A 24,551-nucleotide genomic window follows, 5' to 3' on the forward strand; every position below is an offset into this window, starting at 1 on the left:
TACGGCAGCATGGCCACCATGCCCCAACTGCAGCGCGACGAGGCGCAGACCCGAGCCCGCCACATCGACGTCCACCGCTACGACATCGCCCTCGACCTCACCCAGGGCGACGAGCGATTCGGTTCCCGTACGGTCATCCACTTCACCGCACGCACCGACGGTGACACCTTCGTCGAACTCCGCCCCGCCGAGCTGCACACCGCCACCCTCGACGGCCGGCCCCTCGACCCGGCCACCCTCGACGACAACCGCCTCCCCCTCACCGGCCTCACCGCCGGCCCCCACGAACTCCACGTCCACGCCACCATGCGCTACTCCCGCACCGGCGAGGGCATGCACCGCTTCACCGACCCCGCCGACGGCGAGGCCTACGTCTACACCCAGCTGTTCATGGAGGACGTCCAGCGCGTCTTCGCCGCCTTCGACCAGCCCGACCTCAAGGCCGTCTTCGCCCTCACCGTCCAGGCCCCCGAAAACTGGACCGTCCTCGCCAACGGCATCACCGAACACCTGGGGGAGGGCCACTGGAAAGCCGCCCCCACCCCCCTCATCTCCACCTACCTCGTCGCCGTCGCCGCCGGCCCCTGGCACTCCGTCCGCACCGAACACGCCGGACTGCCCTTCGGCATCCACTGCCGCCGCTCCCTCGCCCCCCACCTCGACGCCGACGCCGAGGAAATCCTCGACCTCACCCGCCGCTGCTACGACCGCTACCACCAGATCTTCGAGGAGCCCTACCCCTTCGACTCCTACGACCAGGCCTTCGTCCCCGAATTCAACGCCGGCGCCATGGAGAACCCCGGCCTGGTCACCTTCCGCGACGAATTCGTCTACCGCTCCGCCGTCACCGACACCGAACGCCAGACCCGCGGCATGGTCATCGCCCACGAAATGGCCCACATGTGGTTCGGCGACCTCGTCACCCTCCGGTGGTGGGACGACATCTGGCTCAATGAGTCCTTCGCCGAATACATGGGCTACCAGGTCCTCTCCGAAGCCACCCGCTTCACCGACACCTGGACCGACTTCGCCATCGCCCGCAAGGGCTGGGCTACGACGCCGACCAGCGCCCCTCCACCCACCCCGTCGCCCCCGCCCCCGACGACGTCCCCGACACCGCCTCCGCCCTCCTCAACTTCGACGGCATCTCCTACGCCAAGGGCGCCTCCGCCCTGCGCCAACTCGTCGCCTGGATGGGGAGAAGGACTTCCTCGCCGGCATCAACGACCACTTCGCCCGCCACCGCTTCGGCAACGCCACCCTCGCCGACTTCATCGACTCCCTCGCCCGCGCCACCCACCGCGACGTCCACAGCTGGGCCGCCCGCTGGCTGCGCACCACCGGCGTCGACACCCTCACCCCCGTCGTCGGCGACACCGACGGCCAGTGGAACCTCACCGTCGAACAGACCGGCAGCCAGGACGGCACCCGCCCGCACCGCCTCACCGTCGGCCTCTACGACCCCGACCCGCACACCCCCGGCCGCCTCATCGCCCGCACCCCGCTCACCCTCGACGTCCCCGACGACGCCACCCACACCGGCACCGGCCGCCGCCCCGCCCTGCTCCTCCTCAACGACCAGGACCTCACCTACGCCAAGGTCCGCCTCGACCCCGCCTCCTGGGACACCGCCCTCGCCGCCCTCTCCGGCCTGCCCGACCCGCTCACCCGCGCCGTCGTCTGGAACGCCGCCCGCGACATGGTCCGCGACGGCGAACTCGCCCCCACCGCCTACCTCGATGCCGCCCGCGCCCACCTCCCGCACGAAACCGACCTCGCCATCCTCCAGGGCGTCCTCACCTTCGCCCGCACCCAGATCGCCGACCGCTACCTCACCCCCACCGACCGCCACACCGCCCTGACCACCCTCACCGCCCTCAGCCGCGACATACTCCGCCGCACCGAAGGCCCCGAACACGGCACCGCCGCCGGCCTCCGGCTCACCGCCGTCCGCGCCTTCATCGACAGCGCCACCACCCCCGAAGGCATCCAGGACTGGCTCGACGACGGCAGCGTCCCCGGCGGCCCCCACCTCGACCCCGAACTGCGCTGGCGCATCCTCGGCCGGCTCGCCACCCTCGGCGCCGCACCCCCCGCCGAACTCCACGCCACCATCGACGCCGAACTCGCCCGCGACCCCAGCGCCACCGGCCGCGAAGGCGCCGCCCGCTGCCGCGCCGCCCTCCCCGACCCCGCCGCCAAACAAGCCGCCTGGGACGCCCTCTTCACCACCGACGAGGACACCGCCCTCTCCAACTACCTCTTCACCGCCACCGCCACCGGCTTCTGGGCCCCCGAACACCACGACCTGCTCCGGCCCTACGTCGCCCGCTACTTCACCGACGTCCCCGGCCTCGCCGCCGCCCGCGGCGCCGCCCTCGCCGAAGCCGCCGGCCGCTACGCCTTCCCCGCCACCTTCATCGACGAAGAAACCCTGCACCTCGGCGAAACCTGCCTCACCGACCGCGACCCCACCCCCGCCCTCCGCCGCAAACTCACCGACCAACTCGACGATTTGCGACGCGCGTTGCGGGTCCGGACCACCTTCGCGGACCTGGCCCCTGGGGCTGGTGCCTCTGGGACTGCCGCACCCGGGGCTGGTGCCCTGGGGCCGGTGCCGCTGGTGCGGGTGCCCCTGGTGCGGGTGCCGCTGGGGCCGGTGCACCCGGGAATACCGCTTCCTGACGCCACGTTGTGGCCCGTAGGGGCCTTCCCACCCCCTACGGGTGCCCCTTACGAGTTCCGTTCGCCCCCCGCCCACCCGCCCACCCGCCCGCCCGGGGGCTCCTGCCCCCCCCCGCGGCGTATCCCGGGGGCTTCCGCCTCCGCCCCCTGGGGAACCGACCCGGGAACCCCACCCGGGCCTGGGGAACCCCACCCGGGCCTGGCCCCAGCCCCCAGCCCCCCTCGGAACCACCCCCCCGACTCTTCCCCCCGCGGAATACCGCCCCCTGCCCCCACGTTGTGGCCCCGCAGGGGGCTTTCGCATCCCCTACGGGCAACCCCTACGAGATCCGTTCGCCCCACCCCGGCCCCGGCTACCCCGCCCCGGGTGCCGCCTCGACCCCGGATGCCCCGCCCCGGGTGCCGCCTCCACCCCGGATGCCCGCGCCCCGAGCACCCCCGCCCGCCCCAGACGCCCCACCCCCAGGTGCCTCCGCCCCGCCACGGCATCCGGCCGCACCCGAACACCTGCGGTACACCCGTACCACTTACGGGTGGTATGACCGCGAGCGGGATACGCGCCGTACAGGGAAAGTAACTTAGGGCCGCCTAAACAGCTCGTCCGTACCCGGACCGGCCAGGCACACCGCCCCAACTCTCCCTGACAGAAGAGCACATCCATGTCTGTGCCCCCTGCCGGCACCGCCCTCGCAGGCGGCACCCACGGCCCCCGCGCACTCCGCCCCCTCCTCGACACCGTCCTCGACGCCCTCACCACCGGCGCCGAGGACCGCGCCGGCCCCCTTCCGCCCGGCGGCCCCGACGCCGTCGCCCGCGCCGTGCACGACGCCTGCCACCCCCTCCTCCCTGACCACGGCACCGGCGCGCACGCCGCCCTGCGCGCCCTCGTCCACACCCTCGCCGCCGGGCCGCCGACCCCGCCGACCCGCACTGCGCCGCCCACCTGCACTGCCCCCCACTCGCCCTGGCCACCGCCGCCGACCTCGCCGCGGCCGCCCTCAACCCCTCACTCGACTCCTGGGACCAGGCCCCCGCCGCCTCCACCCTCGAAACCCTCACCAGCCGCGCCCTCGCCGCGCTCGTCTACCCCCAGGCCGCCGAACCCGACGCGCTGATCACCACCGGCGGCACCGAATCCAACCAACTCGCCCTCCTCCTCGCCCGCGAGGCCACCCCCGCCCCCGGCCGCCCCCACACCGGCCCCCTCCAGATCGTCTGCGGCGCCAACGCCCACCACTCCATCCACCGCTCCGCCTGGCTCCTCGGCCTCCCCGAACCCCTCACCCTCCCCACCCCCAACGGCATCCTCACCCCCGACACCGTCCACACCTGCCTTGCCAACCTCACCGGACACACCGGCCCGGTACTCCTCACCGCCACCGCCGGCACCACCAACTCCGGTGCCATCGACCCCCTCACCGACCTCGCCGACCTCGCCGACCACCACGGCGCCCGCTTCCACATCGACGCGGCCTACGGCGGCGCACTCCTCTTCAGCGACACCCACCACACCGCCCTCACAGGCCTCGCCCGCGCCCACACCGTCGCCCTCGACCTGCACAAACTCGGCTGGCAACCGGTCGCCGCCGGCCTCCTAGCCGTCCCCGACCCGAGCGCGCTGGCCGCCCTCACCCACCAGGCCGACTACCTCAACGCCGACGACGACACCGAAGCCGGCCTCCCCGACCTGCTCCACCGCTCACTCCGCACCACCCGCCGCCCCGACATCCTCAAGATCGCCGTCACCCTCAAAGCCCTCGGCCGCCGCGGCCTCGGCGAACTCGTCGACCGCACCCTCGCCGCCGCCCAGACCCTCGCCGACCTCATCGAGGACCACCCCCGCTACGAACTCCACTCCCGCCCCACCCTCAGCACCGTCCTCTTCCGCCCCATCGGCGCCGACGACACCACCCTCGCCACCATCCGCCGCACCCTCCTCACCGACGGCCAGGCCGTCCTCGGCCGCGCCACCACCCCCACCGGCCTCTGGCTCAAGGCCACCCTCCTCAACCCCCACACGCAAACCGGAGACCTCACCACCCTCCTCAAACTCGTGGAAGGCCACATCCCCCGATGAGCAGCAACCCCGAAACCCCCGTCACCCACCCCGCCACCCCCGACGAGCCCCTCGACCTCGCCGGCATCGGCATCGGCCCCTTCAATCTCTCCCTCGCCGCCCTCGCCCACCCCCTCAGCCACCTGCGCACCGCCTTCTACGACCAGCGCCCCGCCTTCCACTGGCACCCCGGCCTCCTCATCGACGGCGCCACCCTCCAAGTCCCCTTCCTCGCCGACCTCGTCACCCTCGCCGACCCCGCCAGCCCCTGGACCTTCCTCAACTACCTCAAGACCCGCGAACGCCTCTTCCCCTTCTACTTCGCCGAGCGCTTCCACATCCACCGCGCCGAATACGACGCCTACTGCCGCTGGGTCAGCGAAAGCCTCCCCACCCTGCACTTCGGCCACCAGATCGACGCCGTCCGCTGGAACCCCGAACGCGAAACCTTCGAGATCGACTACACCCAACTCGGCGCCGACGGCGAAGCCGAAGCCCTCGGCCGCACCCACGCCCGCAACCTCGTCCTCGGCATCGGCACCACCCCCCACATCCCCGTCCCCCTCCGCCCCCTCGCCGACGCCCCCGCCGTCCCCGTCATCCACTCCGCCGACTACCTCGACCACCGCGACCGCCTGCTCGCCGCCGACCACCTCACCGTCATCGGCGCCGGCCAGTCAGGCGCGGAAATCTTCCTCGACCAGCTCCGCGCCCGCCCCGCCGGCCGCGAAGGCATCCACTGGCTCGCCCGCACCCCGGCCTTCGCCCCGATGGAATACAGCAAACTCGGCCTCGAACACTTCACCCCCGACTACACCCGCTACTTCCACGGCCTCCCCGAACGCGTCCGCGACACCCTCGTCCCCACCCAGTGGCAACTCCACAAGGCCATCGATCACGACACCCTCGCCGCCATCCACGACGAGCTCTACCGCCGCACCCTCCACGGCGGCTGGCCCGACGCCACCCTCACCCCCGGCGTCTCCGTACGCACCGCCGGCCGCGTCGGCACCACCAAGGTCGAACTCCACCTCGACCACACCCAGCAAGGCACCCGCTCCCGCCTCACCACCGACGCCGTCGTCCTCGCCACCGGCTACCGCGAACGCCGCATGGACACCCTGCTCGCCGCCCTCGACCCCTACATCCGCCGCGACGCCGCCGAACGCCCCGCATCGACGCCCACCACCGCATGGTCCTCGACCCCGCCGTCACCGGATCCCTCTACGTCCAGAACGCCGAAACCCACACCCACGGCGTCGGCGCCCCCGACCTCGGCCTCGCCGCCTGGCGCAGCGCCACCATCCTCAACAACCTCACCGACACCACCCCTTACCCCCTCCCCACCCGCACCGCCTTCACCACGTTCGGCCTCCCACAACCCCCCGCCCCCCACACCCGCACCATCCCCACCCAGGGCAGCACCCTCGTCCCCCGCCACTGACAACAGGGCGCGGCGGCGCCCCCGGCACCGCCGCACCCCACCGCCAACGGACCGGCACTTCCGCCAAGGGCCGGCCGCCCGCCAAAAGACCCGCCAAAAGACCCGCCAAAGGCCCGCTAAAACACCGGCACCCCGTCCCGCACCAATCGCCAGTCCACCGAAGCGAACACCGACGGATCGATCTCCTTCTTCTCCTGCACCCAATTGATGATCAAATTCCGGATCTCGTCCGACGTCGACCACACCTGCCGCGCACCCGCCACATGCGGAAAACCGCCGCCCCCACCAGCCCGGTAGTTGTTCACCGCCAGCACGAATTGCGCATCGTCCGCCACCGGCTTCCCCTCCCAGCTCAGCTTCCCGATGCGCTGACCCGCCGGCTTCGCGATATCGATCTCGTACGACAGCCCGCGCACCGCGTCATAGTTGTAATCCGGAATGCCGTCCGCATTCGTGATCCGCGCCGGATCCACCGGACCGCCCGCCGCCGTCCGCATGTAATACCGCGCGGAGAACTCCAGGTACTCCCGCACCTGCGCACCGGTCAACACCCGCGCCTCCAGCGTGTTGTCGAACGGATACAACGCCGCCATCGACCGGATCGTCACATCCCCCTCCGGCACCCGCGCCGCACGCGAAAAGCACGACGCCTGTGACAGCACCGGCAATCCGGCGAACTCCGACCCCGCCAACGCCTTACCCACCACCTCGGCCTGCACATGGGCAATGAAGTCCAGCACCGGCACGTCCTTCACCGGAGCCTCGGCCGCCGACAACTCCGCCTTCGACCGGCCGATCACCCGGTTCACATACGCCACCACCTTCCGGTGCTCCGCCCGCAGCAGATCAGTGATCCGCGGATCCTCCGCCACCGCATTCGAATTCAGCACCCGCGAACCGACCGACCCCACTTCCCAACGCCCACGACACCACTCCACCACCACATCGAAAAGCGTCAGCCGCTGCCCCCATTTCAACGGCTCCGACAGCACCACCTCCCGGCCGGTCTGCTCGTTCACCACCCGCCGCTCGGGAATCTCCACATGCGCATGCCCCACCAGAATCGCGTCGATCCCCGGCACCCGCTCCGCCACCAACGCCGCCGCATTCTCCACATACGGCAACTGATCCCCGTACGACGACGTCCCGCTCGCCCCCGAATGCGCCGCCACGAACACCACATCCGCGCCCATCGACCGCAATTTCGGCACCCAGTGCGCGGCCTGCTCCACCAACCCGGGAAAAGCCAGCTTCCCCTGCACATGCGCCTTGTCCCACAGCGCGATCCCCGGATTCGTCAACCCCAGCACCGCCACCGTCACCACCCGCCCGTGCGGCGACCGCAACCGCTTCAGCACATACGGCCGGAACGCCGGACGCAACGTCCGGGCATCCACCGCATTCGCCCCCAGCAGCGGAAAATCACAACTCTCCTCGAACTTCCGCAGCACCGGAATCCCGTAATTGAACTCGTGATTCCCCAGCGCCGCCGCGTCATACCCGATCGCATTCATCGCCCGCGCCATCGGATGCACCGGACCGCCCGGATCCGTGATCGGGTCCACCTTCGCGTAGTAGTACGCCAGTTGCGTCCCCTGAATGGTGTCACCCGCATCGATCAGCAGCGTATTGCGCCGGCCCTTCTCCCGCCGCACCTGCGACACCAGCGTCGAGATCTTCGCCAGCCCCACGTCGTTGTGATCGGCGTCATCGAACTCCGCGTCCGTGGTGTAGTCCCAGTTGAAGACGTTCCCGTGCAGATCCGTCGTCCCCATCACCGTGAACGCGTACCGCTCCGGCCGGTGACCATGCCCCCGCCCGTGCTGCCCCACCGGCGCCGCCGCGGCCGCCGGCGCCCCGGCCGCCCCCGCCAGCGCCACCCCGGCCCCCGTCACCACGGAACTCCCCACGAACTTCCTACGGTCCAGCGACATCCCAACTCCCCTGAATCCACGCGGACAAGCGCCACCACAGCCGGTGGCAACGCGCGTAGATTCTGGCCCAGCCGCCCCCTCCGCAACACCCCCGGCCGCCCGGAATCCCACGATCCGCACCCCGGTGTGCAACCCTGCGCCCACCGCACCCACCCGCACCCCGCCCGAGGAGCCACCCATGACCGACCCCGGCCCCCTGCCCTACGGCACCCCCGACACCCCCCGCCTCGCCGTACGCGGCGAAGCCACCCTCGAAGTCGACCCCGAGATCGCCCGCATCGCCGTCACCGTCGCCGCCCGCGGTACCGACCGCACCACCGCCCTCGCCGACCTCACCCGCCGCAACGAACAGGCCCTCACCCTCATCAAGAGCTACCCCGAGGCCCTCGAAAAGCTCGAAACCGGCGCCCTCAGCATCACCCCCGAACTCACCGACAGAGGCCGCCACGAACGCGTCCGCGCCTACCGCGGCCGCGTCACCCACACCGCCACCCTCACCGACTTCACCACCCTCGGCGAACTCACCACCCGCCTCGCCGACCTCGACCTCACCCGCGTCGACGGCCCCTGGTGGGACCTCCGCCCCGACTCGCCCGCCCACCGCGCCGCCCGCACCCAAGCCGTCCACGAAGCCGTCCAGCGCGCCCGCGAATACGCCGAAGCCCTCGGCGCCCGCCTCGACGCCCTTCTTGAGATCGCCGACCTCGGCGCCGAGAACACCGCACCCGTCGCCGCCCCCGCCATGCGCTCCTTCGCCGGCTACGGCGGAGCCCCCGTCCAGGAAAGCGCCCCCGCCCTCGACCTCGAACCCCAACGCCAAACCGTCTACGCCAGCGTCAACGCACGCTTCACCATGACGCGTCCCGCACTCTGAGACACCGCCGCGCGAGGGCGAAATTCCGCTCATCGGAGCGCCTTCGCGCGCATTCCATTACTTGTCAACAGCCTTTCACCAAGCGCTCGTTGAGCAGTCACTTCTTTACAGTTACCTACCGCCGGGTAAGTCATAGGGTCGAAACATGCGCCGAGCAAAGATCGTCTGCACACTGGGACCCGCCACCGACTCGTACGAGCAGATCAAAGCCCTCGTCGAAGCCGGAATGGACATCGCCCGCTTCAACCTCAGCCACGGCACCTACGCCGACCACGAAGCGCGATTCGACCGGGTCCGCAAAGCATCCGAAGAAACCCGCCGCAGCGTCGGCATCCTCGCCGACCTTCAAGGTCCGAAGATCCGCCTCGGCCGATTCCGCGAAGGACCCGTACTTCTCGAACGCGGCGACGAGTTCACCATCACCGTCGAACCCGGCACCGAAGGCGACCGCCACGTCTGCGGCACCACCTACCCCGGCCTCGCCGCCGACGTCACCACCGGCGAACGCATCCTCGTCGACGACGGCAAGGTCACCCTCCAGGTCACCGACGTCGCCGGCCCCCAGGTCCGCACCGTCGTCATCGAAGGCGGCATGGTCTCCGACCACAAGGGCCTCAACCTCCCCGGCGTCGCCGTCTCCGTCCCGGCCCTCTCCGAGAAGGACCGGGACGACCTCCGCTGGGCCCTGCGCTACGGCGCCGACATCATCGCCCTCTCCTTCGTCCGCAACGGCCGCGACATCGAAGACGTCCACCGCATCATGCGCGAGGAAGACCGCTTCCTCCCCGTCATCGCCAAGGTCGAGAAGCCCCAGGCCGTCGACAACATCGACGACATCGTCGCCGCCTTCGACGGCATCATGGTCGCCCGCGGCGACCTCGGCGTCGAAATGCCCCTGGAAACCGTCCCCATCGTCCAGAAGCGCGCCATCAAACTCGCCAAGCGCAACGCCAAGCCGGTCATCGTCGCCACCCAGATGCTCGACTCGATGATCGACAACTCCCGCCCCACCCGCGCCGAAGCCTCCGACGTCGCCAACGCCGTCATCGACGGCACCGACGCCGTCATGCTCTCCGGCGAAACCAGCGTCGGTAAGTACCCCACCGAAACCGTCAAGACCATGAGCCGCATCGTCGAGGCCGCCGAGGAAGACCTCCTCGCCAAGGGCCTCCCGCCGCTCACCGAGGCCAACAAGCCCCGCACCCAGGGCGGCGCCGTCGCCCGCGCCGCCGCCGACATGGGCGACTTCCTCGGCGCGAAGTTCCTCGTCGCCTTCACCCAGTCCGGCGACACCGTCCGCCGACTCTCCCGCTACCGCTCGCCCATCCCGCTGCTCGCCTTCACTCCTGACCCGGCCACCCGCTCCCAGCTCAACGTCAGCTGGGGCGTCGAGACCTTCCTCGGCCCCACCGTCGACTCCACGGACGAGATGGTCGCCCAGGTCGACGAGCAGCTCCTCAAGATCGGCCGCTGCCAGAAGGGCGACCTGGTCATCATCACCGCCGGCTCCCCGCCCGGCGTCCCCGGCTCCACCAACCTCGTCCGCGTCCACCGCATCGGCGAATCCGACGCCACCGACTAGCCCCACCCGCACAAGATCCCGCTGGGCCGAGGTACCTGACTGCCGTCCCTGTCAGTACTTCGGCCCGATGTGTTGGTCCATGAGGGCCACGGAACTGCGTTTCGCCACGGAGATGTTCTCCGCCCTGCGCGCCTGATGCGCCGGCTTCCATTCGACGCCGACCCGGTCGAGGGCGTGGGTGTAGAGACGGATGATGTCGGCCGACATGTTGGTGAAGAAGTACCGCGGGTACTCGTAGCGCCTGCGCTCGCAGCCGACCGTCCGCGTCGTCCAGTTGGTGATCCGGCACCCGTCGGAGTGGATCAGCCCGCGGATGAATTCCCAGGGATGTCCGTCCACGATCTCCTGCTGCCACGGCGCGAGAGAGATCCGCCGCTCATGCTTCTTGCCGGGGCCGTGCTGGGGGAAGAGGCACGGCCAGTGGTGGCTGTAACTCGTCACCATCACGCATCCTTGGCGCTGGATGATGCAGACGCTGTTCATGGGGCGGACCGCCTTCACCGCCGCGCGGCACGCCACGATGAGGCCGGGCCAGGCGTCCGCGCAGGCGATGCGGAGCGCGTACCCACGGTTCCGGGGCTGCTTGCTGAGGCACCCGTCGCCCAGGTAGAGGCCGAGCAGATAGGCGTACGCCTCGGTGGCCGCCGGCGGTCGTGGCTCGGGCTCGCACCGCGGACATTCCGTCGCGCGGGAGAGCGGCTCGATCCTGGTCTGCCAGGAGCGGATGGCGTACCGGGATATGCCGGTCTGCTTGCTCACGGAGTTGAGGCTGCGGCCTTGGGCGACGAGGGCCAGGGTCTGCTCGCGCGTACTGCGGTCGTACATGCATGCGAGCTTGATGCGATCTTTGCCGCGCTGGGCCGGATCGAAGAAATGTTCACCAGGTCGAGTGAAGATCGCCATCCGCGCGTGAAGCCTTCGAATTGAAGGTCGAGTGCCCCGGGTGGGATTCGAACCCACGCTATATGGTGTTTGAGACCATCGCCTCTGCCGCTGGGCTACCGGGGCGTCCTTCGAAGTGAAGGTCAACGGAGACCCGCCGTGCATCAAAGATACAGGAGATAGGTAGGCTCATGGGGCACCACCTGACCGGAATGAGGAGTCCCGTGAGCGCCGCCGAGCCCGAGCAGCCCGCCGCCGATGACGATCAGTCGCACGTTCCGCCGCTGACCACGCGCGTCGTGATCGCGGAGGACGAGGCCCTCATCCGTCTGGATCTCAAAGAGATGCTGGAGGAGGAGGGCTATACCGTCGTCGGCGAGGCCGGGGACGGCCAGACCGCCGTGGAGCTGGCCCGCGAGCACCGTCCCGATCTGGTGATCCTGGACGTGAAGATGCCGGTGCTGGACGGTATCTCGGCGGCCGAGAAGATCGCCGAGGAGAGCATCGCGCCGGTGCTGATGCTGACCGCGTTCTCGCAGCGGGAGCTGGTCGAGCGGGCGCGGGACGCGGGTGCGATGGCGTATCTGGTGAAGCCCTTCTCGAAGAGCGACGTCGTGCCGGCGATCGAGATGGCGGTGAGCCGGTTCACCGAGCTGAAGACGCTGGAGAAGGAGGTCGCGGACCTCACGCAGCGGCTGGAGACGCGCAAGCTGGTGGACCGGGCGAAGAGCATTCTGCAGACGCAGTACGGGCTGACCGAGCCGGCTGCCTTCCGGTGGATCCAGAAGACGTCGATGGACCGGCGGCTGTCGATGCAGCAGGTGGCCGAGGCGGTCATCGAGGACGCCGAGGAGAAGAAGCAGAAGAAGGAGCAGTAGCGCGGCTCTGCACGGTCTGTGCGTGCGGCCCCGTACCGGTGATGATCACCGGTACGGGGCCGCACGCGTATGCGGGTCAGTCCTCGCCGAGGTAGGCCTTGCGGACGGATTCGTCGTGGAGGAGGTGCTGGCCGGTGCCGGAGAGGGCGATGCGGCCGATTTCCATGACGTGGGCGTGGTCGGCGAGGGTGAGGGCGGCCTGGGCGTTCTGTTCGACGAGGAGGATGGTGGTGCCTTGTTCGCGGAGTTCGCGGATGGTTTCCATGATCTTCTTCATCATGATCGGGGAGAGGCCCATGGAGGGTTCGTCGAGCATGAGGAGTTTGGGGCGGGACATCAGGGCGCGGCCCATGGCGAGCATTTGTTGTTCGCCGCCGGAGAGGGTGCCGGAGGCTTGTTTGCGGCGTTCTCCGAGGATGGGGAAGAGCTCGTAGACGCGCTGGATGTCTTTTTCTATCCCGTCCTTGTCCTTGCGGAGGAAGGCGCCGAGTTGCAGGTTTTCCTCGATGGTGAGGCGGGGGAAGAGATGGCGGCCTTCGGGGGAGTGGGCGAGGCCGAGGGCGACGATTTTGTGGGCCGCGACTCCGGTGAGGGGTTTTCCGCCGAAGGTGATTTTTCCGGAGCTGGGCCTGAGGAGTCCGGAGAGGGTGCGCAGGGTGGTCGTCTTTCCGGCGCCGTTGGTGCCGATGAGGGTGACGACCTGGCCGCTTTCGACGGTGAAGGAGATGCCTTTGACGGCTTCGATCTTGCCGTAGGCGACCCGGAGGTCTTCGACCTCTAGCAGTGCGGTCACGGGGCTTCTCCCTTGGTGGTGCCGGGGGTGCTCGGCGCGTCGGGCGCCGTGTCCGTCGCCGTGCCGGCTGCCGTGTCGGCTGCCGCTTCGGCGGCGGCGACCTCGGCCGCCTCGGCTTCTCCGGGGGCGCCCTCGAAGGGTTCGCCGAGGTAGGCGGCGACGACGCGTTCGTCGGCCTGGACGGTGTCGGAGGTGCCTTCGACGAGTTTTTCGCCTTGTACGAGGACGGCGACGCGGTCGCAGAGGTTGAAGATGAAGCGCATGTCGTGCTCGATGACGAGGACGGCGATGCCTTTGTCGCGGATGGCGAGGACGAGTTCTTCGGTGGCGCGCGTCTCCTGGGGGTTCATGCCGGCGGTGGGTTCGTCGAGGAGGAGCAGGCCGGGTTCGGAGGCGAGGGCGCGGGCGATTTCCAGTTTGCGTTGTTCGCCGTAGGGGAGGTTGCGCGCGAGGTGGTCGCGTTTGTGGGCGAGGCCGATGAATTCGAGGAGTTCTGTGGCGCGTTCTTCGCTGGTGCGTTCGGCCTTTTTGAAGCCGGGGCTGCGGAGGAGGGCGGACCAGAGTCCTTCTTTGGTGCGGGTGTGGCGGCCGACGAGGACGTTTTCGAGGACGGTCATGTTGGCGAAGAGGCGGATGTTCTGGAAGGTGCGGGCGATGCCGGCTTTGGTGACGAGGTGGGGTTTGGGCGGGAGGACGGTGCCTTTGTAGGAGACGGTGCCTTCGGTGGGGATGTAGAGGCCGGTCAGGCAGTTGAAGAAGGTTGTTTTCCCGGCGCCGTTGGGGCCGATGAGGCCGACGATTTCGCGGGGGTGGACGGTGAGGTCGACTCCTCGTACGGCGGTGAGTCCGCCGAAGCGCATGGTGACGCCGTCGGCGCGGAGGACAGGGTCGTTGTCGGTGGGGTGTTGTCGGTGGCGGGTGCGAGGGTGGGTGGTGTGGTCATGGTCGTCACGCCTTTGCCTTGGTGACGCCGGTGGTGGCGGCTGGGTCGGGGAGGCGTTGGTCGGGCACGTCGAGTTGACCGGTTTCGTGGAATTCGAGTTGCTTGCGGCGGTCGGGGATGAGGCCTTCGGGGCGGAAGCGCATGAGGAGGACGAGGGCGATGCCGAAGAGGAGGAGTTGGTAGTCCTGGAGGAAGTCGAGCTTGGCGGGGATGAGGAAGAGGAGTGCGGCGCCGACGAGGGGGCCGCTGAGGGTGCCCATGCCGCCGAGGATGACGGCGGCGAGGAGGAAGGCGGAGTTGGGGGGTTGGGGTCCGGCGAATTGGAATTGTTCGGGGGTGGCGGTGGTGACGACGTGGGCGTGGACGGTGCCGGCGAGTCCGGCGAGGGCGGCGCCGAGGGCGAAGGCGAGGAGGCGCAGGCGGAAGCTGTTGATGCCCATGGCGACGGCGGCGGTCTCGTCCTCGCGGATGGCGATCCAGGCGCGGCCGATGCGGGAGGCGGCGGCGCGGCGGAAGACGAGGACGACGAGGGCGGTCACGAGGATCATCAGCAGGTAGTAGTTGCCGTAGGTGGCGATGGGGATGCCGAGGATGTCGTGGGTTTCGCCGAAGTTGAAGCCGAGGATTTCGAGGTTGGGGATGTTGGGGATGCCCATGGCGCCGTTGGTGACGTCGGGGCCGGTGGTGCCGTTGAGGTTGAGCATGGCGATGCGGAAGATCTCGCCGAAGCCGAGGGTGACGATGGCGAGGTAGTCGCCGCGTAGCCGGAGGGTGGGGGCGCCGATGAGGACGCCGAAGACGAGGGAGGCGGCGGCTCCGGTGAGGAGGGCGGCCCAGAAGGGGAAGTGGAGGCCGAGCGCGGATTCGGGGGAGCCGGAGACGAGGGCCGCGGCGTAGGCGCCGACGCCGAGGAAGGCGACGTATCCGAGGTCGAGGAGGCCGGCGAGGCCGACGACGACGTTGAGGCCGAGGGCGACGGTCGCGAAGATCAGGATGTTGGCACCGATGATCGTGTACTGGTCGGTGTCCTGGGTGAGGGGGAAGCTGGCGGCGGCGAGGAAGGCTGCGGTGAGGGCGATGCCGCGGTGTCGGTGGGTGAGTTCGGTGAGGCGCGCGATGAGTCCGGCGCGGTGCAGGGCGGGGACGGCGAGGGCGATGAAGAGGAGGTAGCCGACGAAGGGGGCGCCGTCGTCGGTGTCGATGCCGTAGGTGAAGGCGATCAGTCCGGCGGCGAAGGCGGCGGCGATGGTGAGGATCTCGGCCCAGGTGGGGAGCGGGCGGCCGCGGGGCCGTAGGGGGCTGGCGGTCAGGAGCGCGGTGAAGCGTTGCCAGGGGTTGCCGGGTGGGTCGGTGGGGGGTTGGTCGGGAGGGAGGGCGAGGGCGCCGAGGAGGGTGAGGAGGGCGGCGGCGCCGGCTGCGAAGCCGCCGGGTTCGAGGTTGACGAGGCCGCCGAGTTGGACGGCGATGGCGCCGAGGGTGAACCAGGTCGCGGCGAAGGTGGCGAGGGCGGCGAGGAGGGTGGGGGCGTTGCGTCCGGCGGGGGTGAGCCAGGTCAGGCCGCGCAGGCCGAGTGCGGAGGCGGCGAGGAGGAGGGTGAGGAGGCCGCCGGTGAGGGTGACGAGCTGGAGACCGGCGGGGGAGCCGTAGTAGGTGAGGTCGCCGGGGAAGTCGCTGCTCCAGGTCCAGGAGAGGCCGGTGGTGGCGGCGGTGGCGAGGGCGCCGGCGGCGGTGGTGAGGCGCGCGGTGCGTTCGGGGAGGGGGAGGAGGCCCCGGGGGGTGGTTGCGGTGGTGGTGGTCATCGGTATCACGCCCGATCCGCGACGCGTTCGCCCAGTAGGCCTTGTGGCCGCAGGAGGAGTACGAGGATGAGGAGGACGAAGGCCCAGACGTCCTTCCAGGCTCCGCCGCCGAACTGCTGCATGCCGGGGATGTCTTCGACGTAGGCGGTGGCGAGGGCTTCGGCGATGCCGAGGACGACGCCGCCGAGCATGGCGCCGTAGATGTTGCCGATGCCGCCGAGGACGGCCGCGGTGAAGGCCTTGAGGCCCATGATGAAGCCCATGCGGAATTGGACCTCGCCGGTGCGCAGTCCGTAGGCGACGGCGGCGACGCCGGCGAAGGCGGCGCCGATGGCGAAGGCGAGGACGATGATGCGGTCGGTGTTGATGCCCATGAGTTTGGCGGTGTCGGGGTCCTGGGCGGTGGCCTGCATGGCGCGGCCGCTGCGGGTGCGGGCGACGAAGAAGCCGAGGGCGATCATGCAGAGCGGTGCGGCGATGAGGACGAAGAGGTCGCCGCGTTGGACGGTGGCGCCGAGGATGTCGAGGGCGCGGCCCTTGAACTGGGGGAAGACGCGGGCCTGTTTGCCGTCGGGGTACCACTTCCAGATGGCTTGCTGGAGGGCGATGGACAGGCCGATGGCGGTGATGAGGGGGGCGAGGCGGGGCGCGCCGCGCAGCGGGCGGTAGGCGAACCGTTCCGCCGCGATGCCGACGAGGACGGATACGGCGACGCCGCCGAGGAGCATGACCGGCAGGGCGAGGGCGAGGGAGGTGCCGGTGGGGAGGGCGAGGTAGACGCTGAGCGCTCCGAAGCCGCCGACCATGAATATCTCGCCGTGGGCGAAGTTGATGAGCTGGACTATTCCGTAGACCATCGTGTAGCCGATCGCGATGAGTCCGTACATCGCGCCGAGGATGAGTCCGTTGGCCAGCTGTTGCGGCAGTTCGCTCACCGCAGGGCCTCCGTGGTGTGATCAAGCACGGGTGGGAATTCGGGGGGTTTTCGGGTGTCCCGATGTGCCGCGGGCCGCGCCAGGGTCGTTGGTGGCGTCCTGGCGCGGCCCGGGTGTGTGCGTGGTGCTGGTGGGGTCAGCTCTTGTCGAATTCCTTGAACGGGGCGCTGAAGCGGGCGGCCCAGTCGCCCTTTTCGACCTGGTAGGCGGTGATCATGGTGTTGGTGGTGTCGCCGTATTTGTCGAAGGCGACCTTTCCGGTGACGCCGTCGAAGGTGACCTTGTTCATGGCGTCGGTGACCTTCTTGCGGGCGTCGTCGGGGAGTTTGCCGTTGTTGGCTTCGACGACGTTCTTGACGGCCTGGATGAGGGCCCAGGTGGAGTCGTAGGTGGAGCCGCCGTAGGCCTCGTAGGGCTCCTTGAATCCGGCTGCCTTGTAGTCCGCGATGTATTTCTTGGCGGAGGGGAGTTGTTCGACGGGCTTGCCGACGGAGGAGGCGTAGTCGCCCTGGGCCTTCTTGTTCAGCTTGATGTAGTCGGCGCTGTACATGCCGTCGCCGCCCATGAGGGGGACGGTGACGCCGCCGTCCTTGAGCTGCTGGCTGAGGGGGCCGGAGGCGGGGTATTCGCCGCCGTAGAAGACCAGGTCGGGTTTGGCGGATTTGACCTTGGAGACGACGGCCTTGAAGTCGCGGTCGTCGGGGCTGACGTGTTCGGTGCCGACGATCTTTCCGCCGAGTTTGGCGAACTGGTCCTTGAAGGAGGAGGCCAGCCCGACGCCGTAGGTCTTCTGGTCGTCGATGACGTAGACCTTCTTGGCCTTGACCTTTTCCCAGGCGTACTGGCCGTCGAAGGCGCCTTGTACTTCGTCGGTGGTGGCGGTCCGGAAGTAGGTGGGGAATTGCCGGACGCGCTTGTTCTTCTTCCAGTCCGGGCCCTGGGTGAGGTCGGGCGTGGTGTTGGCCGGGGAGATCAGCGTCAGGTTGTTCTGCTTGGAGACCTGCTGCATGGACTGGGCGACGCCGGAATTCAGGGGGCCGACGATGCCGAGGACGTCCTTGTTGCCGGCGAGTTTGGTGGCGTTCTGCTGGCCGACGTTGGGCAGTGCCTTGTCGTCGAGGGCCTGGAGTTTGAAGGTGACGCCCTTGACTTCGTTGTTCTTGTTGGCGATGTCGACGGCGAGCTGGGCGGAGTTGCGTATGCCCAGGCCGAGTGCGGAGAGTTCGCCGGTGGTGGGGGCGTCGAGGCCGATGACGACGGTGGTTTTTCCTTCGCCGTTTTTGTTGCCGTCGCCGCGGGAGCCGCACGCGGTGAGCGTGAGGGCGCCGGTGGTGAGTGCGGTGGTGATGAGGAGCAAGGAACGGTGACGCACGATCAGTCCTTTCCCTGGCGCGGCCACGGCTGTCGCATGGCCGATTCGCGCGCCGGGCTGCACGGTGGTACAGGGGTCCGTGCTCGCAGCGCGCCCGGCGGCGCGGTGACTGGCGGTGACTCTAGAGCGGTGTTCGTCGCGTCGGCAGAGGCGCTGGCCAGGATGTGACGCTCTTGTTATGACCAGCGATGAGCGTTTTGCCGTCATGGTCCTTACAGGTGGAGCGAACGCGGCGCGGAAGGTGAACTCGCACTTCCGTGGGTGGTTGCGCGGTGCGACCGCCGGAGGGCGTCCGGCTATCGGATGGGGTGGGCCGGGGCCTGTGATGGCACGGGGTCCGGGCTGTGCGGGTTGCGGCGGTATTGCGCGCGTGTGACGCAGCGTTACGGAAAAACGTGCGGCCCCGCACCCTGGGCGGGGGCGGGGCCGTGGTGGTGGGCGGCGTGGGCCGTCCGGATCCGGTCAGCTGCGGTAGGCGTCGGTGTCGACGTCGCGCAGCATGCAGGTCAGACGGGCGGTGCAGACCCGCTTGCCGTGTTCGTCGGTGATGACGATCTCGTAGGTGGCGGTGGAGCGGCCGCGGTGCACGGGGGTGGCGACGCCGGTGACGAGGCCGGAGCGGACGCCGCGGTGGTGCGTGCAGTTGAGGTCGACGCCCACGGCGAGCTTGGTGGGGCCGCCGTGCAGCATGGAGCCGACGGAGCCGAGGGTTTCGGCCAGTACGGCCGAGGCGCCGCCGTGCAGGAGGCCGTAGGGCTGGGTGTTGCCCTCGACGGGCATGGTGCCCACGACGCGGTCGGGTCCGGCCTCGGTGACCTGGACGCTCATCCGCTCGCCGAGGTGTCCGGCGGAGAAGAGTGCGGGCAGGTCGATGCCGAGTCCGGCCCACTGGTCGAGGATCTCCTGCGGGAATGTGGTGGTGGTCTGCTCACCCATGATGCCTACGGCTCCGTTCGCTCGCCCGTGATCGTCGTCGATCCGTGCCCGTTCCTATCAGGCGACTGAGCGAGCGCTCAGCGCGGGGTCGGGTGTTCCCGGCGGGCGGCGCGGCGCCGGCCGCCGTGGTGGGGGTCAGTCGGTGGGGGTCTTCTCCAGGCGGATCACCACGGACTTGGCCGCGGGGGTGTTGCTGGTGTCGGCGGTGTGGTCGAGCGGGATGAGGACGTTGGTCTCGGGGTAGTAGGCGGCGGCGCAGCCGCGGGCCGTCGGGTAGTGCACGACGCGGAAGCCGGGGGCGCGGCGTTCGCTGCCGTCGGTCCATTCGCTGACCAGGTCGGTGTAGTCGCCGTCGGTGAGGCCGTGGGCGCGGGCGTCGTCGGGGTGCAGGAGCACCACCCGGCGGCCGTTCTTGATGCCGCGGTAGCGGTCGTCGAGGCCGTAGATGGTGGTGTTGTACTGGTCGTGCGAGCGCAGGGTCTGCAGCAGCAGCCGGCCTTCGGGGACGGTGGGGTATTCCACGGGCGCGGCGGTGAAGTTGGCCTTGCCGGTGGCGGTGGGGAAGCGGCGGCTGTCCCGGGGGGCGTGCGGCAGCGCGAAGCCTCCGGGGCGGGCGACCCTGGTGTTGAAGTCGTCGAAGCCGGGGATGACGCGGGCGATGCGGTCGCGGATCGTCGCGTAGTCCTTCTCGAACTCCTCCCACGGGGTGCGGCTGCCGGGTCCGAGGACGCGGCGGGCGAGGCGGGCGACGATGGCGGGCTCGGACAGCAGCTGGGGGCCTGCCGGTTCGAGGCGGCCGCGGGAGGCGTGCACCATGCCCATGGAGTCCTCGACGGTCACGAACTGCTCGCCGCCGTCCTGGCGGTCGCGCTCGGTGCGCCCCAGGGTGGGCAGGATCAGCGCGCGGGCGCCGGTGATGACGTGCGAGCGGTTGAGTTTGGTGGAGACGTGGACGGTGAGCCGGGCGCGGCGCATCGCGGCTTCGGTGACGTCGGTGTCGGGGGTGGCGGAGACGAAGTTGCCGCCCATGGCGAAGAACACCTTGGCCTGTCCGTCCCGGAGGGCGCGGATGGCGCGGACGACGTCGAGGCCGTGTTCGCGCGGCGGCGCGAAGCCGAATTCCTTCTCCAGGGCGTCGAGGAAGGCGGGGGCGGGCCGTTCGAAGATGCCCATGGTGCGGTCGCCCTGGACGTTGCTGTGGCCGCGTACGGGGCAGACGCCGGCGCCGGGGCGGCCGATGTTGCCGCGCAGGAGGAGGAAGTTGACGACTTCCTGGATGGTGGGGACGGAGTGCTTGTGCTGGGTCAGGCCCATCGCCCAGCACACGATGGTGCGCCGGGAGGCGAGGACCATCTCCAGGGCGCGTTCGATCTCGTCGCGGGTCAGCCCGGTGGCGGCGAGCGTTTCGTCCCAGTTGTCGTCGGCCTTCGCGGCCTGCGCGAACTCCTCGAAGCCGTGGGTGTGTTCGCGGATGAATTCCTCGTCGAGGGCGCCGGAGCCCGCGCCGGAGGCGCTCGACGCCGCGTCGAGGATGCCGCGGTTGAGGGCGCGGAAGAGCGCCTGGTCACCGCCGAGGCGCACCTGGAGGAAGAGGTCGGTCAGGGCGGTGCCGCCGCCGGCCAGTCCGCGCGGGGTCTGGGGGTTCTTGAAGCGTTCCAGGCCGGCTTCGGGCAGCGGGTTGATCGAGATGATCTTGGTGCCGCCGGCCTTGGCCTTCTCCAGGGCGGTGAGCATGCGGGGGTGGTTGGTGCCGGGGTTCTGGCCGGCGACGATGATCAGGTCGGCCTTGTAGAGGTCCTCCAGCAGGACGCTGCCCTTGCCGATGCCGATGGTCTCGGTGAGGGCCGAGCCGGACGACTCGTGGCACATGTTGGAGCAGTCGGGCAGGTTGTTGGTGCCGAACTCGCGGGCGAAGAGCTGGTAGAGGAAGGCGGCCTCGTTGCTGGTGCGGCCGGAGGTGTAGAAGACGGCCTCGTCGGGGGAGCCGAGGGCGGTCAGCTCCTCGCCGATGATGTCGAAGGCGCGCTCCCAGGTGACGGGGACGTAGTGGTCGGCGCCTTCGTTCAGGTACATGGGGTGGGTGAGGCGGCCCTGCTGGCCGAGCCAGTAGCCGCTGCGGTCGGCGAGGTCGGCGACCGGGTGCGCGGCGAAGAAGTCCGGGGTGACGCGGCGCAGGGTGGCCTCTTCGGCGACGGCCTTGGCGCCGTTCTCGCAGAACTCGGCGGTGTGCGGCTTGTCGGGCTCGGGCCAGGCGCAGCCGGGGCAGTCGAAGCCGTCGGGCTGGTTGACGCGCAGCAGGGTCAGGGCGGTGCGGCGGACGCCCATCTGCTGGTGGGCGATCTTGAGGGCGTTGGTGATCGCCGGCATGCCCACGGCGGAGTGCTGGGGTGCGCTGACCTGGGGCGCGTCCTGGACGGGGTCCGACGCGGGCGGCTTGCCTGCCATGGCGCTCTCCCTTGAGCCGTGAGCTGGTGCTGGCTCCGCCGGCGCGGCGGATCGTTGTGGTGCGCATCAGATCCTGTCACGGACCGGGGCGGGCGGTGCAGGGGAGTGCGGCCGGGGTGCGGGGGAGGGCCGGCAGGGGCTGCGGCGAGGGGTGACGGGGGTGTGCGGGCCGGGGGCGGGGGCCGTCGCGGCGGGGATTGTCGGTGGGCCGTGGCAGGATCGGGGGCGTGGCAGCAAAGGCAGCGAAGAAGAGCGAAGCGACCGGCACCGAGGCGGCGGCGGGCGATCGTCCCCGCCTGCTCCTCATGGACGGACATTCCATGGCATACCGGGCGTATTTCGCCCTGCCCGTGGAGAATTTCACCACCGTCACCGGCCAACCGACCAATGCGATCTACGGCTTCGCGTCGATGCTCGCGAACACCCTGCGTGACGAGGCGCCCACGCATTTCGCGGTCGCCTTCGACGTCTCGCGCAAGACCTGGCGCTCCGAGGAGTATCCGGAGTACAAGGCCAACCGTTCCAAGACCCCCGACGAGTTCAAGGGCCAGGTCGAGCTGATCGGCGAGATGCTCGACGCGATGCGGGTCAAGCGCTTCGCGGTGGACGGCTTCGAGGCCGACGACGTCATCGCGACGCTCACCGAGCAGGCCGTCGCCCAGGGCTTCCACGTCTCGATCGTCACCGGCGACCGGGACTCCTTCCAGCTGGTCTCCGACGACGTCACGGTCCTCTACCCCACCAAGGGCGTCTCGGAGCTGACCCGGTTCACCCCCGAGAAGGTCTTCGAGAAGTACGGCCTGACCCCCGCCCAGTACCCGGACTTCGCCGCGCTGCGCGGCGACCCGTCCGACAACCTCCCCGGCATCCCCGGCGTCGGCGAGAAGACCGCCACGAAGTGGATCAACCAGTTCGGTTCGTTCGCGGAACTGGTGGAGCGCGTGGACGAGGTCAAGGGCAAGGCCGGCCAGAACCTCCGTGATCACCTGGAGTCGGTGAAGCGCAACCGCGTGCTGACCGAGATGGTGCGCGATGTGAAGCTGCCGTGCGGCCCCGAGGAGCTGACCCGCGAGGCGTACGACCGCGAGGCCCTCAAGGTGTTCCTCAACGCCCTGGAGATCCGCAACCAGGGTCTGCGCGACCGGCTGCACGCCGTCGACCCGGGCGCCGTGGAGACCGCCGAGGAGGCCGCGCCGGCCCCCGGCGTCGAGGTGGACGGCACGGTCCTGGCCACCGGCGAACTCGCCCCGTGGCTGGCCGAACACGCCACCGGCCCGCTGGGCGTGGCCACCGTCGACGTCTGGACACTGGGCAGCGGCAGCGTGGCGGAGATCGCGCTGGCCACCCCGGAGGGGCCGGCCGCCTGGTTCGACCCCGCGCAGCTGGACGAGGCCGACGAGCAGGCGTTCGCCGCCTGGAGCGCCGACCCCGAGCGCCCGAAGGTGATGCACAACGCCAAGGGCCTGATGCGGGTCTTCGGCGAGCACGGCTGGCGCATCGAGGGCGTGACGATGGACACCGCCCTCGCCGCCTATCTGGTCAAGCCCGGCCGCCGCTCCTTCGCGCTGGACGCCCTCTCCATCGAGTACCTCGGCCGGGACCTCGCCCCGGCCGCGGCCGGCGACGGCCAGCTGGCGTTCGGCGCGGACGAACAGGCCGAGGCGGACGCCCTGATGGCGCAGGCCCGTACGGTCCTCGACCTGGGCACGGCGTTCGGGACGAAGCTCGCCGAGGTCGGGGCGGCCGATCTGCTGCGCAATGTGGAGCTGCCGACCAGCGATCTGCTGGCCCGGATGGAGCGGGCCGGTATCGCCGCGGACCGGGGCTGGCTGGAGCGGATGGAGCAGCAGTTCGCCGGGGCGGTCGCGCAGGCCGTCAAGGAGGCGCACGCCGCCGCGGGCCATGAGTTCAACCTCGGCTCGCCCAAGCAGCTCCAGGAGGTCCTCTTCGGCGAGCTGGGCCTGCCGAAGACCAAGAAGACCAAGACCGGCTACACCACCGACGCCGACGCCCTGGCCTGGCTGGCCGCGCAGACCGACAACGAACTCCCGGTGATCATGCTCCGCCACCGTGAGCAGGCCAAGCTGCGCACGACCGTCGAGGGCCTGATCAAGACCATCGGCGCGGACGGCCGGATCCACACCACCTTCAACCAGACCGTCGCCGCCACCGGCCGGCTGTCGTCCACCGACCCCAACCTGCAGAACATCCCGGTGCGGACGGACGAGGGCCGGGCGATCCGCCGCGGCTTCGTCGTCGGCGAGGGCTTCGAGTCGCTGCTGACCGCCGACTACAGCCAGATCGAACTGCGCGTGATGGCCCACCTCTCCGAGGACGAGGGCCTGATCGAGGCGTTCACCTCCGGCGAGGACCTGCACACCACCGTCGCCTCCCAGGTCTTCTCGGTCGCCAAGACCGAGGTCGACCCGGAGATGCGCCGCAAGATCAAGGCGATGTCCTACGGCCTGGCGTACGGGCTGTCGGCGTTCGGCCTCTCCCAGCAGCTGGGCATCCAGCCCGACGAGGCCCGCAAGCTGATGGACACCTACTTCGAGCGGTTCGGCGGGGTGCGCGACTACCTCCGCCGCGTCGTGGACGAGGCCCGCGCCACCGGCTACACGGAGACGATGCTCGGCCGCCGCCGCTATCTGCCGGACCTCAACAGCGACAACCGCCAGCGCCGCGAGATGGCCGAGCGGATGGCGCTGAACGCCCCGATCCAGGGCACCGCCGCCGACATCGTCAAGATCGCGATGCTGCGGGTCGACATCGCCCTGCGGGCCGCGGAGCTGCGGTCCCGGATGCTGCTCCAGGTCCATGACGAAATCGTCGTCGAGGTGGCCCCCGGCGAACGCCAGCAGGTCGAGGAGCTGCTCCGCCGCGAGATGGCCGACGCGGTCGAACTGCGCGCCCCGCTGGACGTGTCGGTCGGCTCCGGCAAGGACTGGGAGTCGGCGGCACACTGACGGGAGCGCGGCGGAGCCCGCCGGCCG

Annotated in this window: 13 protein-coding genes, 1 tRNA gene and 3 pseudogenes; 7 read left to right on the top strand and 10 right to left on the bottom strand. The window is 70.0% G+C overall.

The window, feature by feature from the left end; all coding sequences use genetic code 11:
- Positions 1–18 precede the first annotated feature (18 nt).
- From pepN to OJ254_RS18080, 3 pseudogenes are all read left to right on the top strand, one after another.
- Positions 19–2,539 (top strand): annotated as a pseudogene (gene pepN / locus OJ254_RS18070) (aminopeptidase N); the annotation flags it as partial.
- 805 nt (positions 2,540–3,344) lie between these two features.
- Positions 3,345–4,762 (top strand): annotated as a pseudogene (locus OJ254_RS18075) (pyridoxal phosphate-dependent decarboxylase family protein).
- Positions 4,759–6,185, top strand: a pseudogene (locus OJ254_RS18080) (lysine N(6)-hydroxylase/L-ornithine N(5)-oxygenase family protein). The pseudogenes OJ254_RS18075 and OJ254_RS18080 overlap by 4 nt, the downstream one beginning before the upstream one ends.
- Before the next feature lie 116 nt (positions 6,186–6,301).
- Here OJ254_RS18080 and OJ254_RS18085 read toward each other — a convergent pair.
- Positions 6,302–8,119 (bottom strand): bifunctional metallophosphatase/5'-nucleotidase, encoded by a 1,818-nt coding sequence (locus OJ254_RS18085; RefSeq protein ID WP_265363160.1) that lies wholly within the window; start codon positions 8,117–8,119, stop codon positions 6,302–6,304.
- A gap of 178 nt (positions 8,120–8,297) precedes the next feature.
- On the opposite strand from OJ254_RS18085, the gene OJ254_RS18090 reads away from it, so the two are divergent.
- Entirely contained in the window at positions 8,298–8,993 is a 696-nt protein-coding gene (locus OJ254_RS18090; protein WP_265363161.1) for an SIMPL domain-containing protein, read from the top strand.
- Positions 8,994–9,138: 145 nt separating this feature from the next.
- Entirely contained in the window at positions 9,139–10,575 is a 1,437-nt protein-coding gene (gene pyk, locus OJ254_RS18095) for a pyruvate kinase (protein WP_265363162.1), read from the top strand.
- A gap of 51 nt (positions 10,576–10,626) precedes the next feature.
- Here the strand turns inward: pyk and OJ254_RS18100 are convergent, their stop codons facing one another.
- Together OJ254_RS18100 and OJ254_RS18105 are read right to left on the bottom strand one after the other, a co-directional pair.
- The gene (locus OJ254_RS18100) at positions 10,627–11,400 is read right to left on the bottom strand and encodes a transcriptional regulator (protein ID WP_265365213.1); all 774 of its coding nucleotides are present in this window, start codon (positions 11,398–11,400) and stop codon (positions 10,627–10,629) included.
- Between the two features lie 110 nt (positions 11,401–11,510).
- Positions 11,511–11,583 (bottom strand) — tRNA-Leu (locus OJ254_RS18105).
- A gap of 86 nt (positions 11,584–11,669) precedes the next feature.
- On the opposite strand from OJ254_RS18105, the gene OJ254_RS18110 reads away from it, so the two are divergent.
- Positions 11,670–12,335 (top strand): ANTAR domain-containing response regulator, encoded by a 666-nt coding sequence (locus tag OJ254_RS18110; protein WP_410011165.1) that lies wholly within the window; start codon positions 11,670–11,672, stop codon positions 12,333–12,335.
- Between the two features lie 76 nt (positions 12,336–12,411).
- Here OJ254_RS18110 and OJ254_RS18115 read toward each other — a convergent pair whose 3' ends face one another.
- The 7 genes from OJ254_RS18115 to OJ254_RS18145 form a co-directional block, all read right to left on the bottom strand.
- Positions 12,412–13,128, bottom strand: a complete 717-nt coding sequence (locus tag OJ254_RS18115; RefSeq protein ID WP_265363163.1) for an ABC transporter ATP-binding protein — start codon at positions 13,126–13,128, stop codon at positions 12,412–12,414.
- A complete protein-coding gene (locus OJ254_RS18120) occupies positions 13,125–13,988 on the bottom strand; it encodes an ABC transporter ATP-binding protein (protein ID WP_265363164.1) in 864 nt (287 codons plus the stop codon). The genes OJ254_RS18115 and OJ254_RS18120 overlap by 4 nt, the downstream gene beginning before the upstream one ends.
- Before the next feature lie 88 nt (positions 13,989–14,076).
- The gene (locus OJ254_RS18125; RefSeq protein ID WP_265363165.1) at positions 14,077–15,870 is read right to left on the bottom strand and encodes a branched-chain amino acid ABC transporter permease; all 1,794 of its coding nucleotides are present in this window, start codon (positions 15,868–15,870) and stop codon (positions 14,077–14,079) included.
- A gap of 5 nt (positions 15,871–15,875) precedes the next feature.
- Positions 15,876–16,805 (bottom strand): branched-chain amino acid ABC transporter permease, encoded by a 930-nt coding sequence (locus tag OJ254_RS18130; RefSeq protein ID WP_265363166.1) that lies wholly within the window; start codon positions 16,803–16,805, stop codon positions 15,876–15,878.
- 136 nt (positions 16,806–16,941) lie between these two features.
- Positions 16,942–18,162, bottom strand: coding sequence for a branched-chain amino acid ABC transporter substrate-binding protein (locus tag OJ254_RS18135; protein ID WP_265365214.1), 1,221 nt, complete (start codon positions 18,160–18,162; stop codon positions 16,942–16,944).
- Between the two features lie 477 nt (positions 18,163–18,639).
- Complete coding sequence (locus tag OJ254_RS18140) at positions 18,640–19,113, bottom strand: PaaI family thioesterase (protein WP_261952088.1); 474 nt, start codon at positions 19,111–19,113, stop codon at positions 18,640–18,642.
- 135 nt (positions 19,114–19,248) lie between these two features.
- Complete coding sequence (locus tag OJ254_RS18145) at positions 19,249–21,558, bottom strand: FdhF/YdeP family oxidoreductase (RefSeq protein WP_265363167.1); 2,310 nt, start codon at positions 21,556–21,558, stop codon at positions 19,249–19,251.
- 227 nt (positions 21,559–21,785) lie between these two features.
- Here OJ254_RS18145 and polA point away from each other — a divergent pair, with 227 nt between their 5' ends.
- Positions 21,786–24,524 carry a DNA polymerase I gene (gene polA / locus OJ254_RS18150; RefSeq protein WP_265363168.1) on the top strand — a complete coding sequence of 913 codons (2,739 nt, stop codon included), beginning with the start codon at positions 21,786–21,788 and terminating at the stop codon, positions 24,522–24,524.
- Positions 24,525–24,551 lie beyond the last annotated feature (27 nt).

The sequence above is a fragment of the Streptomyces endophytica genome (genome assembly GCF_026153355.1).
Lineage (GTDB): Bacteria > Actinomycetota > Actinomycetes > Streptomycetales > Streptomycetaceae > Streptomyces > Streptomyces endophytica.

Coding starts and splice junctions, on each gene's coding strand:
- OJ254_RS18140 (WP_261952088.1), bottom strand. CDS start 19,113: ATGGGTGAGCAGACCACCACCACATTCCCGCAGGAGATCCTCGACCAG.
- pyk (WP_265363162.1), top strand. CDS start 9,139: ATGCGCCGAGCAAAGATCGTCTGCACACTGGGACCCGCCACCGACTCG.
- OJ254_RS18090 (WP_265363161.1), top strand. CDS start 8,298: ATGACCGACCCCGGCCCCCTGCCCTACGGCACCCCCGACACCCCCCGC.
- OJ254_RS18110 (WP_410011165.1), top strand. CDS start 11,670: ATGAGGAGTCCCGTGAGCGCCGCCGAGCCCGAGCAGCCCGCCGCCGAT.
- OJ254_RS18125 (WP_265363165.1), bottom strand. CDS start 15,870: ATGACCACCACCACCGCAACCACCCCCCGGGGCCTCCTCCCCCTCCCC.
- OJ254_RS18085 (WP_265363160.1), bottom strand. CDS start 8,119: ATGTCGCTGGACCGTAGGAAGTTCGTGGGGAGTTCCGTGGTGACGGGG.
- OJ254_RS18120 (WP_265363164.1), bottom strand. CDS start 13,988: ATGCGCTTCGGCGGACTCACCGCCGTACGAGGAGTCGACCTCACCGTC.
- OJ254_RS18145 (WP_265363167.1), bottom strand. CDS start 21,558: ATGGCAGGCAAGCCGCCCGCGTCGGACCCCGTCCAGGACGCGCCCCAG.
- OJ254_RS18100 (WP_265365213.1), bottom strand. CDS start 11,400: ATGTACGACCGCAGTACGCGCGAGCAGACCCTGGCCCTCGTCGCCCAA.